Annotated in this window: 11 protein-coding genes; 6 read left to right on the forward strand and 5 right to left on the reverse strand. The window is 47.9% G+C overall.

All coding sequences use genetic code 11. From position 1 onward, the window contains the following. Positions 1-77: 77 nt before the first annotated feature. Positions 78-236 (reverse strand): hypothetical protein, encoded by a 159-nt coding sequence (locus tag G499_RS20335; RefSeq protein WP_154658494.1) that lies wholly within the window; start codon positions 234-236, stop codon positions 78-80. Positions 237-575: 339 nt separating this feature from the next. Between G499_RS20335 and lgt the strand changes: the two genes are divergently transcribed. Beyond that, positions 576-1,421, forward strand: a complete 846-nt coding sequence (gene lgt / locus G499_RS0115500) for a prolipoprotein diacylglyceryl transferase (RefSeq protein ID WP_027000696.1) — start codon at positions 576-578, stop codon at positions 1,419-1,421. 239 nt (positions 1,422-1,660) lie between these two features. Here the strand turns inward: lgt and carB are convergent, their stop codons facing one another. Beyond that, a complete protein-coding gene (gene carB, locus G499_RS0115505) occupies positions 1,661-4,513 on the reverse strand; it encodes a carbamoyl-phosphate synthase large subunit (protein ID WP_027000697.1) in 2,853 nt (950 codons plus the stop codon). An 837-nt stretch (positions 4,514-5,350) separates the two neighbouring features. On the opposite strand from carB, the gene G499_RS0115515 reads away from it, so the two are divergent. The 3 genes from G499_RS0115515 to G499_RS0115525 all read left to right on the forward strand — a co-directional run bounded on the left by G499_RS0115515 (position 5,351) and on the right by G499_RS0115525 (position 9,806). After that, entirely contained in the window at positions 5,351-7,420 is a 2,070-nt protein-coding gene (locus G499_RS0115515; protein WP_027000698.1) for a nitrite/sulfite reductase, read from the forward strand. 67 nt (positions 7,421-7,487) lie between these two features. Next, entirely contained in the window at positions 7,488-8,255 is a 768-nt protein-coding gene (gene cobA, locus G499_RS20340; protein WP_051296310.1) for a uroporphyrinogen-III C-methyltransferase, read from the forward strand. A gap of 75 nt (positions 8,256-8,330) precedes the next feature. Continuing rightward, complete coding sequence (locus G499_RS0115525) at positions 8,331-9,806, forward strand: tetratricopeptide repeat protein (RefSeq protein ID WP_027000699.1); 1,476 nt, start codon at positions 8,331-8,333, stop codon at positions 9,804-9,806. 252 nt (positions 9,807-10,058) lie between these two features. On the opposite strand, the gene G499_RS0115530 is transcribed toward G499_RS0115525, so the two are convergent. Both G499_RS0115530 and G499_RS20345 read right to left on the reverse strand, forming a co-directional pair. Next, the gene (locus tag G499_RS0115530) at positions 10,059-10,562 is read right to left on the reverse strand and encodes a GNAT family N-acetyltransferase (protein WP_035727743.1); all 504 of its coding nucleotides are present in this window, start codon (positions 10,560-10,562) and stop codon (positions 10,059-10,061) included. A gap of 294 nt (positions 10,563-10,856) precedes the next feature. Beyond that, the gene (locus G499_RS20345; RefSeq protein ID WP_035727744.1) at positions 10,857-11,555 is read right to left on the reverse strand and encodes a PspC domain-containing protein; all 699 of its coding nucleotides are present in this window, start codon (positions 11,553-11,555) and stop codon (positions 10,857-10,859) included. Between the two features lie 219 nt (positions 11,556-11,774). On the opposite strand from G499_RS20345, the gene G499_RS0115540 reads away from it, so the two are divergent. Further along, complete coding sequence (locus G499_RS0115540; RefSeq protein WP_027000701.1) at positions 11,775-12,575, forward strand: SDR family NAD(P)-dependent oxidoreductase; 801 nt, start codon at positions 11,775-11,777, stop codon at positions 12,573-12,575. Between the two features lie 321 nt (positions 12,576-12,896). Then, positions 12,897-14,003: a hybrid sensor histidine kinase/response regulator gene (locus G499_RS0115545; RefSeq protein ID WP_027000702.1), complete on the forward strand. Its 1,107-nt coding sequence runs from the start codon at positions 12,897-12,899 to the stop codon at positions 14,001-14,003. Positions 14,004-14,074: 71 nt separating this feature from the next. Here the strand turns inward: G499_RS0115545 and G499_RS22155 are convergent, their stop codons facing one another. Next, positions 14,075-14,221, reverse strand: coding sequence for a hypothetical protein (locus tag G499_RS22155; RefSeq protein ID WP_154658495.1), 147 nt, complete (start codon positions 14,219-14,221; stop codon positions 14,075-14,077). Positions 14,222-14,527: the final 306 nt, after the last annotated feature.

The raw sequence follows: 14,527 nt of genomic DNA on the forward strand, positions 1-14,527 counted from the left end.
AACAAGTTCAAATAAGGAAGTATATGATAAGTTTTAGGCTTTTCTAAAGCGGTACAAAAGAAAAGCCTTTTAGGCAATTAGCGTCTTTTTAGGAAAATCTGATATACCGCAATTCCCAAAAACACTATTACGGCAAACCCGACTAGGGAGTACATAATTTTTTTCAGAAAGGCCCACAAAATGGCTCCGACAATGATTCCAATGATGGAATATACGGCTATACGTGAAATACTCATAACAATATAGGTTTTAAGTGAACAGACATACACCTGTTGGTTTGAAAAAGCCAAGACACCCCAAATATTTGAGGTCGCCAAATTTGTTGTGTGTTACAACAATGAGCCCCTTCAAATACAAAGACAAGCACAATGCGCAAAAGGTTGCATCATAAAAGAGGTTTTTTAAAAAAATATGCGCACCCAAAATTGGTTTAAGCAATAGATGTGCTGAAAAACCTTGATAATCAAAAAAATCCAACCCTCTGAATCCTCAAATACTGTGAATCTTGCTATAAAAATATAGTGGCTTTAGCAGTGTTTGTTTATCTTTGTGCCATACTAACCCCCTCATACCTTATGCTCAGCGCTATTGTTTGGTCTGTATCACCCGAAATCATCAAAATTGGGGCTTTCTCTCTCCGTTGGTACGGACTTCTCTTTGCCGCCGGTTTTTTGGTTGGCAACTGGATTATGACCCGTATTTTTGCCCAAGAAAACAAACCTGAGCGCGACCTAGAGCAACTATTGATTTATATGGTCGTAGGGACGATATTGGGCGCACGCCTAGGGCATGTGCTTTTTTATGGGCCTTATTTTACTCCTGACAAAAAAGGTTATTTTGATAATCCGCTCAGCATTTTGTACGTCTGGGAAGGGGGCTTGGCTAGCCACGGCGCTGCTATTGCCATCTTGATAGTGTTGTATCTTTATTCTCGTACCCGCCCCGAGCAACCTTTTCTGTGGGTGGTAGACCGTATTGTAATTCCCGTAGCGTTAGCCGGCGGTTTTATCCGCTTGGGGAATTTGATGAACTCCGAAATCATTGGCCGCCCTGCTGACTTGCCTTGGAGCTTTGTGTTTGTCAACTCTATGGAACTCAGCTTAATCGAAGCAAAGATGCCCCGCCACCCAGCACAATTGTATGAGGCGCTGTTCTGCTTTGCCTTGTTTGGTTTGTTAACTTGGCTCTACAATCGTCAAAAGGCCAAAACTCCTCATGGTTTGCTCTTAGGGGTGTTTTTGACCCTACTATTTACTTTCCGCTTCTTGGTAGAGTTTGTCAAAGAAAATCAAGTAGCCTTTGAAGACCAATACACCCTCAATATGGGGCAAATCCTGAGTATTCCGGCAGTATTGGGAGGGCTTGCCCTGATTGTATGGGTGTTGCGAAAAGCCAAAAACCAAGCCGCCATCAAGGCCTAAACAACGCCTTTTGCTCATCTAATCTCCTATAATTACTGCAATGGGTTGCTCAATATCTCTGGTTACAACCAAGATAGCATTGGGGATTCACTAAGCTTGACTTTCCTGATGCCTGAGGATTTTCAGCGTATCCATTTCCCAAACCAATTTTGATTGGGTACATATAGCATTGATTTATACCAATGATACAAAAAAACCCGCGAGTGTAACTTCGCGGGTTGGGGTTGGCACAAATCCGTTTATTTGCTCAAGAAGAGGTTGCGCTCAGCATATATCTTCAAGAAAACCTCGTCTTGCAGACGGTCGATAAAGTAAATCGCCTCTCCGGTAGACTTCATCTCCGGCCCCAGCTCTTTGTTGACATTGGGGAACTTGTTGAAGGAAAACACTGGAATTTTGATGGCATAGCCTTCTTTTACGGGGCTGAACTTAAAGTCCTTCACCGTTTTGGCACCCAACATCACCTCAGTAGCCGCCTTGATATAAGGCTCTTGGTAGGCCTTACAGATAAAAGGCACCGTGCGCGAAGCCCGTGGGTTGGCTTCAATAACGTATACGATGTCGTTTTTGACGGCAAACTGTACGTTGATCAAGCCCTTCGTTCTGAGCGCTACAGCAATGCGGCGGGTGTAGTCCTCGATTTGCTCTACCAAAATCGGGCTCAGTGTAAATGGTGGCAAGAGCGCGTGTGAATCACCAGAGTGAATACCAGCAGGCTCTACGTGTTCCATCACACCGATGATGTGTACATCTTCACCATCACAGATGGCATCGGCTTCGGCCTCGATGGCTTGGTCGAGGAAAAAGTCGAGCAGGATGTTGTTGTCGGGAAAGTAATTGAGTACATCTACTACGTGCTCTTCTAGTTCCTGCTCATTGATGACAATTTTCATCCGTTGTCCGCCCAATACATACGAAGGGCGCACCAACAGTGGGAAGTCTAACGTTTTGGAGAGTTCGAGTGCTGCCTCGGCAGTTTTTACAGCCCCAAACTTAGGATAAGGGATGCCCAACTCTTGGAGCAAGGTCGAAAAACGGCCACGGTCTTCGGCCAAATCGAGTGCTTCGTAAGGCGTTCCGATAATGGGAATGCCGTAGCGATCGAGCTTTTCGGCCAGCTTGAGGGCGGTCTGCCCGCCTAGCTGTACGATGACCCCTTCGGGCTTTTCGTGCAAGATGATATCGTAGATATGCTCCCAGAAAACCGGCTCAAAGTAGAGCTTGTCGGCAATGTCGAAGTCTGTCGACACGGTTTCGGGGTTGCAGTTGATCATAATCGTCTCATAGCCTGCGGCCTTGGCAGCCAGCACCCCGTGTACGCAGCAGTAGTCAAACTCAATCCCTTGGCCGATGCGGTTAGGGCCGGAGCCAAGGATGATGACCTTTTTCTTATCGCTTCGGTGCGACTCGTTGAGGCTGGCCTTGATGGGGTTTTGTGGGTCTTCGCTGTAGTCGCTATGGAAGGTAGAGTAGTAATAAGGCGTTTGGGCTTCAAACTCTGCCGCACAGGTATCTACCATTTTGTACACGCGCTGGATGCCCAGCTCTTGACGCTTTTGGTATACTTCGCTCTCTAAGCAGCGCAAGAGGTGTGCCACTTGGCGGTCGGCATAGCCCTTGCGTTTGGCCTCGATGAGCAGCTCCTTTGGGATAGTGTCGAGGGTATAGCGTTGAATCTCGCGGTCGGTGAGGGCGAGGTCTTCAATCTGGCGCAAAAACCAGTGGTCTATCTGTGTCAGTTTTTTGATAGTTCGCATCGACACCCCCAACATAAAAGCATCCTTGATGTGGAAGAGCCTGTCGGCGCTAGGGTGCTCTAGGCTTTCGAGGATTTGGGCTTGGTTGGTCAGCTCCTTGCCATCAGCGCCGAGGCCATTACGGCGGTTTTCGAGCGACTGACAGGCTTTTTGTAGCGCCTCTTGGAACGTACGCCCGATGCCCATCGCCTCTCCGACAGACTTCATCTGTAGGCCCAACTTATCGTCAGCACCTTTGAACTTGTCGAAGTTCCAACGAGGAATTTTGACAACTACATAATCGATGGCCGGCTCAAAATAGGCCGAGGTCGTTTTGGTAATTTGGTTGGGTAGCTCGTCGAGGTTGTAGCCGATGGCCAACTTGGCGGCAATCTTGGCGATGGGGTAGCCTGTGGCTTTGGAAGCCAAGGCTGAAGAGCGCGATACACGGGGGTTGATTTCGATGACGATGATTTCCTCCGTTTCGGGATGTACCGAAAACTGAATATTACACCCTCCGGCAAACATCCCGATGCCGTTCATCGCCTTGATGGCAATGTTGCGCATCTCTTGGTAGAGCTTGTCCGACAGTGTCATGGCGGGGGCTACCGTCACAGAGTCGCCGGTGTGGATACCCATCGGGTCGAAGTTTTCGATTGAGCAGATGATGATAACATTGCCCACATTGTCGCGCAGCACCTCCAACTCAAACTCTTTCCAGCCCAAGATACTCTGCTCCACCAATACCTCGTGGATGGGCGAGGCCTGTAGGCCACGTGTGAGGGCTTCGTTAAACTTCTCGGGGTCGTTGACAAAGCCGCCCCCCGTGCCTCCCAAGGTAAACGAAGGTCGGATAACCAAGGGGAAACCAATCTCTTGGGCGATTTTCTTGCCCTCCAAAAACGAGGTGGCCGTGCGCCCACGGCATACTCCTAGCGAAAGCTCTTGCATCTTGAGGCGGAACTTCTCACGATCTTCGGTAGTCTCTACTGCCGCAATATCCACCCCAATAATTTCGACATTGTATTGTTGCCAGATACCTGCTTTCTCACAGTCGATGGCGAGGTTGAGCGCCGTCTGTCCGCCCATCGTAGGCAGCACCGCATCAATCTTGTGTTTTTCCAGAATCTCGACCACGTACTTCTTCTCCAAAGGCTTCAAATACACATGGTCGGCCATCGTGGGGTCGGTCATAATGGTAGCTGGGTTAGAGTTAATCAGGATTACCTCTATCCCTTCTTCTTTGAGCGAACGAACTGCCTGAGAACCGGCATAGTCAAACTCACAAGCCTGACCAATGACAATGGGGCCTGAGCCGATAATCAGTACCGAGCGAATGTGTGTTTTTTTGGGCATTTTATATTGTGCAGGGGGTCAACAATGATAAAAAAGCACGCCACCAAGCGTACCATAAATTGTGCAAAGATAGGGAATCAGGCTTGGATTTCAAGCATTGAAGGCGAAGCTTTGTGAGATGCTCTTCTTTCCACCCAGATATCAGGCAGCCTCTTTTGTACAGATGCTTAAAAATAAGCAAATTAGCTATAGCATAGCCTCATAGGCTGAAGCACAGTAGCCAAATACATATAAATAAAAACGCCTTTTTTAGCCATATGATGATATTTTTACACCACAAACAATATACTCAAGACTTATCTTATACTGCATCACTAATTCATATAAATCACTGATAAGGAGGCGTTTTTCAGCTTCACACCGCCGTGTGCTGCGGGGGCTGGCTATCACCAGTAGCTTGCGACAAGCCACAAGGCTAGTTACAGGACTAACGCCCACATCCTTCACTCACTCGCGTTTGGATGCCTAAACCGCATACATCTGAGTAGTGTAAGTCTTCGGCTTGCACAAAAGCCCTAACCTCCTTAAGTCTAAAAAACACCATAAGTATAGCTTTGAATAGTGCAATTTTTTGAAAAATAAACCGCCTTGCCGGGATTTTCGGCAGTGGGAGCTTGCATCCGGTTTTCAAACAACTTAGTATTGCGATATAATCTATCAAACTAATAGATTAGATATGCAAAGTAGTGAAATATGCTTTTCTGTCCCCTTGCTCGACTTAGCCAGTCGGCGTTGTGCTTGTTGGTTTTGGTGTTGTGTTTAGCTACTGCTAGGCTAGGAAGCCTTGGTCTATGATTTTTATTGCCTTGAATCCCATTATTTTATCTCTCCTGTCTTATGCAAAGTTTTAGAACCGAATTGGAAAATCCTGTCGTGGAGCGCGACATCTTGGAGCTGGAGCGCAAGATACGCGCCTACCGCGAGGGGACTATTGACGAAGAAAAGTTTCGCAGCTTACGCCTAGCCCGTGGGGTTTATGGGCAGCGCCAGCAAGGGGTGCAGATGATTCGCATCAAAATTCCTTATGGCAAGCTCAGTGCCCGCCAGTTACATCATATTGCGGATTTGGCGGATGAGTATTCTAATGGAGTATTGCATGCCACCACGCGTCAAGATATTCAGATTCACTATGTCAGTCTCGACCGCACCCCCGAGCTTTGGGCACGCTTGGAAGAAGAGCAAATTACCCTTCGGGAGGCCTGCGGCAATACTGTGCGCAATATCACTGCCGATGCGCTGGCGGGGGTAAGTCCTGATGAGCCTTTCGATGTATCGCCCTATGCACAGGCTGCTTTTGAGTATTTCTTGCGCAACCCTGTCTGCCAAGATATGGGGCGGAAGTTCAAAATCGCGTTTTCGGCCAATGCACAAGATGCGGCTCTGGCCAAGATACACGACCTTGGCTTTATCCCCAAGCTCAACGCCCAAGGGCAGCGAGGCTTTGAAGTCTGGATAGCCGGCGGGCTGGGTGCACAGCCGCACTTGGCGCTTTTGGCTAAGGCTTTTTTGCCCGAAGAGGAGTTGATTCCCTTTACCGAAGCCACCTTGCGGGTGTTTGACCGCTATGGCGAGCGAGCACGCCGCCACAAGGCACGGTTCAAGTTTTTGTTGCAAGACCTCGGACTGGAGGAATTGCTGGCGCTTATCGATGCCGAAAAGACTGCCCTCCCTCACCATCATTATCCTATCGACAGCCGTGTAGAAGCTCCTACCCTGCCACCGCCTGTTACACCCGAAACCCCTACCGATACAACTTACTACCACCAGTGGCTGGAGGCCAATGTAGCCGCCCAGCGTCAGAAGGGCTACCATACAGTGCGTATCTGCTTACCCTTGGGCAATATGACTTCAGACACGGCACGGGCTTTTGCGGCAGTGGTGCCTCAGTTTGCCGCCGATGATATCCGCATCACTATCGGACAGGGATACCTGCTGCGCTATGTCCGTACGGAGGCATTGCCGGGGCTTTTCAACGCCCTCCACGCCCTCGACCTCACCCGCCTTGGGGCAGAAAGTACTGCCGATATCACGGCCTGCCCGGGAACAGATACTTGCAACCTTGGCATTGCCAGCAGTACGGGGATGGCGCAGGCGCTTGATACTGTCATCCGAAAGGAATACCCCGACCTGATTCACAACCACGATATCAACATCAAAATCAGTGGTTGCCCAAATGGTTGCGGTCAGCACAGCATCGCCGCCATCGGTTTCCACGGCAGCTCACTCAAGCACGGGGGCAAGGTAGTGCCTGCGGTACAAGTGATGATTGGAGGCAACAGAGACCGTGTGGCGGACAAGGTCATCAAGTTGCCGGCCAAACGAGGCCCTGAAGCCCTACGGCAACTGCTAGAAGATTATCTGCAAAATAGCCTCGAAGGAGAGTATTTCACTGATTATTACCTCCGCCAAGTAGCGCAAGAGGAGCGTTACTTTTATCAGCTCCTCAAACCTTTGGCCGATACGGCAACCCTCCAGCCCGCCGACTATATCGACTGGGGGCACGCCGAGGACTTTGCCGTGGCGGCAGGCGTGGGCGAATGTGCCGGTGTGGTGATAGACCTAGTCGCTACCCTGCTCTACGAGGCCGATGAGAAGGTGGCTTGGGCACACGAGAGCCTCGCACAGCAGGCCTATGCCGATGCTATTTATCACGCTTATACCACTTTCGTGCACACCGCCAAAGCGTTGTTGCTCACTACCAAGGCCAAAACCAATAGCCAATACGCTATCCTAAAAGCCTTTGACGAAGCCTTTGCTGAAGAACTAACAGCGTTTGGGTTGCCGGAAGGTATCAAGACCAAAGCCCTGCAAATCAATCAGTTTACCCCAGAGCAGGCTTTTGCCACCCGTTATCTGGCCGAAGCGGTAGATTTCCTTACTAAGGCCAAGGCCTCCAGAGGTTTGTAACCACTCACATCATTTGAGCCCTTACGGCCAAGGCCGTGGGGCTTGACACACCCTTATTCCCCAAAAAATGCCAACTTCTCCCCATATCCCCCGCCTTAGTTTGGTAGGCGCAGGTCCCGGCGACCCCGAACTAATCACCCTCAAGGCTTTGAGAGTCTTGGCCGAAGCCGATGTTGTGCTCTATGATGCCCTCGTTCATCCTGATTTGCTCACCCACGCCCGCAAGGGGGCGCTTTGTGTATTTGTGGGCAAACGCGCAGGGCAACCCTCTTGGTCACAGGAGCACATCCAAGAACTGAGCGTAACCTATGCCAAACGCTACGGCCATGTGGTTAGACTCAAAGGGGGCGACCCATTCGTATTTGGTCGAGGCTTGGAGGAGATACAGTATGCCGCCCAGCACGGTATTCCAAGTCAGGTAATCCCCGGTATCAGTAGCGCCTTGGCCGTTCCGGCATCGGCGGGTATTCCGCTCACACACCGAGGGTTGAGTGAGAGTTTTTGGGTGGTTACAGGCACTACCCGTGCGGGCACACTGTCTCAAGACCTCGCGCTGGCCGCCCAATCTACGGCTACGGTGGTGGTGCTGATGGGTGTGCAGCATCTGCCCGAAATTACCCGATTGTTTAGCCAACTACGCGGCGGACATACCCCAGCAGCCATCCTACAAAACGGTACCTTGCCCGAAGCCCGAAGCCTTATTGCCACTGCCGATACCTTGGTACAACGTGCAGATGCCGAAGGGTTTAGTTCGCCGGCTATCTTGGTGTTTGGCGAGGTAGTCAGCAGCACACAATGGGTGGGACTACAAACCCAGCTGGCAGCCATAGCCTGAACCTGCCCATAAAATTCAACATCGTTTCATTTGTTGTTTGTTCAAAAAGCAGTATTTTGGACAAATTTTTGGCAGATGAAGTCCTCTATCGTTCTCTTTTGTTTGGTAAGCGCTTGGCTGCCTTTGGTTTCTTTGTTTGCCCAAAACCAAGGTATTGTTGATAGTTTAACACATATTTATCAAAAGAAAACTTATCACGATACCGTTCGTATACAGGCACTTATAGACCTTGCTTACCAATACAATACCCGACCTGATACGTGTTTGATATTGGTACAAAAAGCGCTTGAACAAAGCGAAGCCTTGGGTTTTCAAAGAGGTATAGGGCGCAGCTTGAGCTTAATCGGGATTGTTCATTTTCGTAAAGAAAATTACCCGTTGGCTTTGCAGTATTACCAAAAAGCTATGCGCATCCATCAAACTATTGGAGACGAAAGCGCTAAAGCGGCTACCTACAACCGCATTGGCTTGGTATATATCCAAACAGAAGATTTTGAGCTATCCAAGCGATATTTTGAAAAAAGCCTAAGCATTGAACGCCAGCTGGATAATAAATACCGCCTCGGAATTGTACTCAATAATATGGGCTTGGCCTATCAAAACCTAAGAAACTACCCCAAGTCTATCGAGTATTACCAAGAAGCTTTGGCAGTGCGCCAAAGCACTGAGGACTCCCAAGGACTGCTTTACAGTTACATCAACTTGGGCAATGCCTACCTTTTTCAGAATGAAGTATCACTGGCCTTGGCACAATATACCGAGTGCCGACGGTTGCTCAAAATACAGTCCGAACCTATGGTTTCGTGTAATTTGCACGTAGGTTTTGCCAAAGCTTACCTTATACAACAAGATTTTGATAAGAGTATCCGAGAAGGTCTTTTGGGCTGGGAAATAGCCCAAGAACTGGAGCAACTTTATCTCAAACAACGGGCAGCCAAGGTGCTCTATGAGGCCTACAAAGCCATAAAAGATTACTCTAAGGCCTTACAATACCACGAATATTATCAGGAGGCCAGCGATAGCCTCAATGATGCCCAAAAACTCAAGGCCATTGGCCATATCGAGTCCAAAGCAGCCCTAGAACGCGCTGAGCAGGAAGTGGCCCTGCTCCAAAAAAACCAAAAGCTACTCCAAAAAGGCCGTCGACTAGAAAGTATTTTGACATACACCATTTTGTTTGTGATGTTGGGGTTGTTGGGCTTTGTGATACACCTATATCGAGGTTGGCACCGCGAACATCAGACCAATACGCTGATTATGAAGCAGAAAGAAACCATCGAGCATATCAACCAAAACCTAGAGCATCTGGTGTTGCAGCGTACCAAAAGCCTCAAAGAACGCAACCAGCAGCTCGAAAACTATGCTTTTTACAATGCTCACATTATGCGCGCACCCGTAGCTACTATGTTGGGGCTGCTTTATTTACACGAGATGGAGCCTGACGATGCTCGCAAGAGCGCTGTATTGGCCAGCCTTCACACTACCATCTCTGAGCTAGAAGCCCTCATCAATCAAATGCAAGACAGCCTGCACCCGCTGGGAGACGAGTAGGCTTAATCCCCCACCAAGTGTGTTTTAGCGATATGCCTCAAAAATCAATCCCAGGCCTATGAAGGCATAAGCAACAAATGTATACCAAGATTTGAGGATTTACAGGATTTGATGTTCTTGATTCTCAAGGATTTTCGGCGCACACATTTCCCAAACCAATTTGGGTTGGGTATAAATGCCTGTTACTATGAATGGCAAAAGCCGCCCCAGAAAATCTGGAGCGGCCTGAATATCGATAATGATATATTTGGCTTATATGGCTACAGCCTCGGCATTATCGGCTAGGGCTTTAAGCTGCGGACGGGTAAGCTTGCAGTTCATCCATTGATTGTCGAACTGGGCGTTCATCTTTTCATAAAAACCAATGCCTACATCATTGTCTTCCGCTACTTGCCAACTCATCCGTTGGGCACTATGCTCTACTGCCTCTTGTGCCAATACCTCGAAGAGTTGTTCGCCAATACCTTTGCCACGTTGTGAGCGGCTTACGATAATGTCTTCGAGATAGAGGGTTTTGCCTTGCCAAGTGGAATAGGTATAATAGAAAATAGCCGCTCCTACTACGTCTTGCGTTTCGGTTTCGGCTACAAAAAACGAAAATGCCGGGCGTTCGCCAAAAGCATCATTGCGCATTTGCTCGGGTGTGGTCTTCACAGCCTCGGGCGGGTAGTTGTGGTGTACAGCAGATTCTAACAACAATTGATGTACTCTTTCGACATCGTGGGTAGTACCTTTGCGTATGTGTATGTTAGACATAACAGATTGCGCCTGTATCAAAAAACTAGCTCAATTAAGTATGTGTGAATCAGGAGATAGCTTTGCAATACAGTACGCCAAAACTCGTAATAGTTAAGTTGTGGACAGGTAAAATTGATTCACACTTAACATAAAAACAGATTTTACACCAAATGGTTTCACAAAAGTTTATTTTTATACCAAGATTCACAAGATTTGAGGGTTTACAGGATTTGACTTTCTTGATTCTCAAGGGTTTCGGGCGCACACATTTCCCAAACCAATTTTGGTTGGGTATAAACGCTTGCGCAATGATTATTTCTCAGGCAAAATATACGCCAACAACAGGTATACAATAATCAGCGTGCCTGAAGACATAAAGGCTCCTGCGGCAAAGATGACTCTAATGATAGCGGCATCAATGCCAAAATATTCGGCGATACCGCCGCAAACACCCATAATTTTGCGGTCTACCCTCGACTTGCGCAAATGCCCTGAAGGGGGGCGTATTGGTAAGTTAAACTCTACCGTGTCTTTGTCGTTGCCGAGTGTGGCTTTAAACTTACGGTCTTTGCGGTTACGGGTATAGGTAGCAGTCCCCCGGTTTAGCTCGGCGCTGAGTCTGATGGCATTTTCGTTGGCAGGATTGATATGCACGGCGCGCTTGGCATAAGTCTTGGCCTTACTAAAATCATCCTTGCTCTTGCGCAACGCCCAACGCTGTTTGTATGCATTGGCCAACAAATATACAGCTTCTCCATTAGCGGGGCTAAGTGTTACGGCTTGACCCAGCTCTTCGATGGCGCTGTCCCAGTCTTCATATCGGCTATAACCCGCCCCTCTGAGCATATACTCATCAAATCGCGCCCTGATATTGGCGCGATCTTGATCGCTTAGCCCCAAATCAGCCGCAATACGTGCCAGCTCCAACTCACTGATGTTTGTTTGTTGGTTTTGTATCTTGAGCACCTGCTCAATATAGGCTTGTATGATGTGGTCGTCTGAGTATTCCATAAGTACTGCCAAGTATCAGAAGATAAATGCCGGATTGATAAAAATAATATTGCCACCTATTTATTATTTACAAAAGAACGATATTTAGGCGGAAATCCAAAGGTTTTATTAGAGTTTTGCAGCAAGCCTTATGCCAAAGGGTGTTTTACTTCATTTTTGATTTTATCATCAGAGGTCGCCTTTGTCGGGCGCTATTTTCCTAACCTACACACAATCATTATGGAACTTCACAACGCACACATTATTCTGACGGGGGCGGCTTCGGGCATTGGCGCAGAGCTATTGGCCAAGTTGGCAGTTTATCAGGCCGATATTATTGCAGTCGACATTGATGCAGGAGCGCTCGACCAACAGGTTCAGGAGTTGCGCGAAAAACCGGCGCGGATACATCCCTTCGTAGGCGATCTTTGCCTTCCGGAAACGCTCGATACTTTATTTGCTTTTGCTGAAGGCCGAGGGCTTCGGCCTACTATTTTTGTTGCCAATGCGGGTTTTGCTTATTACGAAACCTTCGATTATGCGGATTGGGGGCGGATGGAGCGGATGATGCGACTCAATGTACTCTCGCCCCTCTATGCCTTGGCCAAGATGCAAGCACTCCACCGCGCCACACAAAGCCCTTATTATGTATTGATGACAGCCTCGGCCATGGCCAAACTCAGCCTGCCGGGCTATGCCTTGTACTCGGCCAGTAAAGGGGCTCTTTCTCGTTTTGAGGATGCCTATCGTTTTGAGGTACGCGATAAAGGGCGCATCGGCCTGGTCTACCCTATTGCTACCCGAACAAACTTTTTCAAGGCCGCACACGCCTCTGAAACACCCGTGCCTTTCCCCAGCCAACCCGCTGAGCGGGTCGCAGCAGCTATGCTGCGTGGTATTCGCCGCAACAGTCGGGCCATATACCCCTCACGGCTATTTTGGGTGCTACGCTTTCCTCAGGCTTTGTATGAATGGATGAATTACCCTTATCAATGGTATTATGCGCGGGTGCTCCAAGAATGGAAAAAACGCAAAGCCTGAAGATCTGCCAAAATTTGCTTGATTTGACACGTTTCCACACCAGTGGAGATTTTTCAAATCCCACCGTTAAAACTGTGGGTTAAGTCTTATTTTGGGTGTGAAATAAGGCCTCAGCTTGTCTCGGAGCTGGAGCTCCGAGCTATTTTTCCAAAAATGTCCAGTGGCGTGGCCATTTTCCCAATTTTCATTGTGTATACTTAGCCACTCATTGTCAAGCCTCTACTGTGTTAGAGGCTAATTTTTTTTGTGGCGGCCATACGTTTAGCATTGTAATTGATTAGTAAAACCAAAACCCTCTCTCCCAACGCCGAACGCTCACTTATGCCGCGCATACTCATTATAGATGACGATAAATTGACCCGTACAGGAATTACCAAGCTGCTTGAGTCGAAACAATATGATGTACTTCAGGCCGAAAACGGCCAAAAGGGGTTAATCTTAGCACTTCAAGAACACCCCGAAGTGATTATTTGTGATGTGATGATGCCTGGTATGAATGGTTATGAGGTGTTGCAAAAACTTCAAGAAAATCGACATACTGCCGGGATTCCTTTTATTTTCCTCACTTCCAAGGCCGATGTCAAGGATATTCGTGCGGCCATGTTGTTGGGCGCTGATGATTATCTCATCAAACCTTTTGACGAAAAAGAGCTGCTCGACAGCATCCGCAGCAAAATCAACAAACGCAAGGATAGCCAAACCACTCAGACCTTGCTCCACCATACTGACCAAAACAAAATGCTCCTCCACGAAAAATCAGCACACGAAATCAATACTCCGCTCAGCGGGATTTTGATGAGTACGGATCTGCTGCTCAAGCGGCAGGGAAACCTCAATAAAGAGGAAGAAAAAGAGCTATTACATATCATCCATAGTTCGGCCAAAAGGCTCAACAATACCCTACAAAATTATCAACTCTACAATATTCTCGAATCTTTGAAAGAGGATGAGGAACTACGGGCTTTTTATGCCAGTGGCCTGACACAAGGGTTTAAGCGCCTGGCTGAGGAGACTATCGACCAAGTAGCCCGCGATTATGGGCGCTACAATGATGTGATTGTAGAACTAGAAGAGAGTACCTTGCGCATTGCTGCCCCACACGCTCAGAAAATAGTCAAAGAATTGGTAGAAAACGCACTCAAGTTTTCAGAAAAAGGCCAAATCGTTCAGGTATTGGGCAAAAAACACGAAGACCTCTATCATCTCAAAATCATTGACTATGGGCGCGGGATGGAGCCTTGGCAGATGCAAAACATCACCGCCTACCGTCAGTTTGAGCGTGCCAAATACGAGCAACAAGGAATGGGATTGGGCTTATACTTGGCCAAGGCACTCATCGAGCTGCATCAGGGGGTACTGCGCCTAGATAACAACCCTAGCCGAGGAACTATCGTAACAGTCTCTTTGCGAATCCAACCATCGCACTAGCAACTTGAAGTAATGCAAACTTCGAGGCTAACGCCATACACCGCTACATGGTGTGTTGTCAATAGTCAAGACTAGAATAGACTTGACAAATTGTAGGTCTTGTGTGCCATATTGGCTTGTATGGTAAGTACAGCCTTAGGCATTTCTCCTCCTCTTTGCGCATAAATGACCGTTCCAATCGGGTAATCTAGCTCATAAGCTGTTTGTGGAGGCAGCATAATTTCGGCCTGCTCAATATACAATCGTATATTTTGATTCGTATCATTGCGCAAAACTAAGGGTACATACCTTAGGGTCAGGCACACACAACAAAATATTATAAAAATACGCCAAAAGCTGGTGTATGTACCCATATCCTTCGCTTTTTTATTCTTCTAAATGTCCGCAAGACTTCTGCGCAATTATCGGGAAAAGTTGTTGCTTTTTTTTAGCATATTTAACGAAGTTATGGATTTATTTTGCCAATAAATCATTTTAGCAAACAAAGCCTCAGCCTAAGACTGCCTGCCCAATCAGCATTCATT

This window comes from Eisenibacter elegans DSM 3317 (assembly GCF_000430505.1).
GTDB classification, from domain to species: domain Bacteria; phylum Bacteroidota; class Bacteroidia; order Cytophagales; family Microscillaceae; genus Eisenibacter; species Eisenibacter elegans.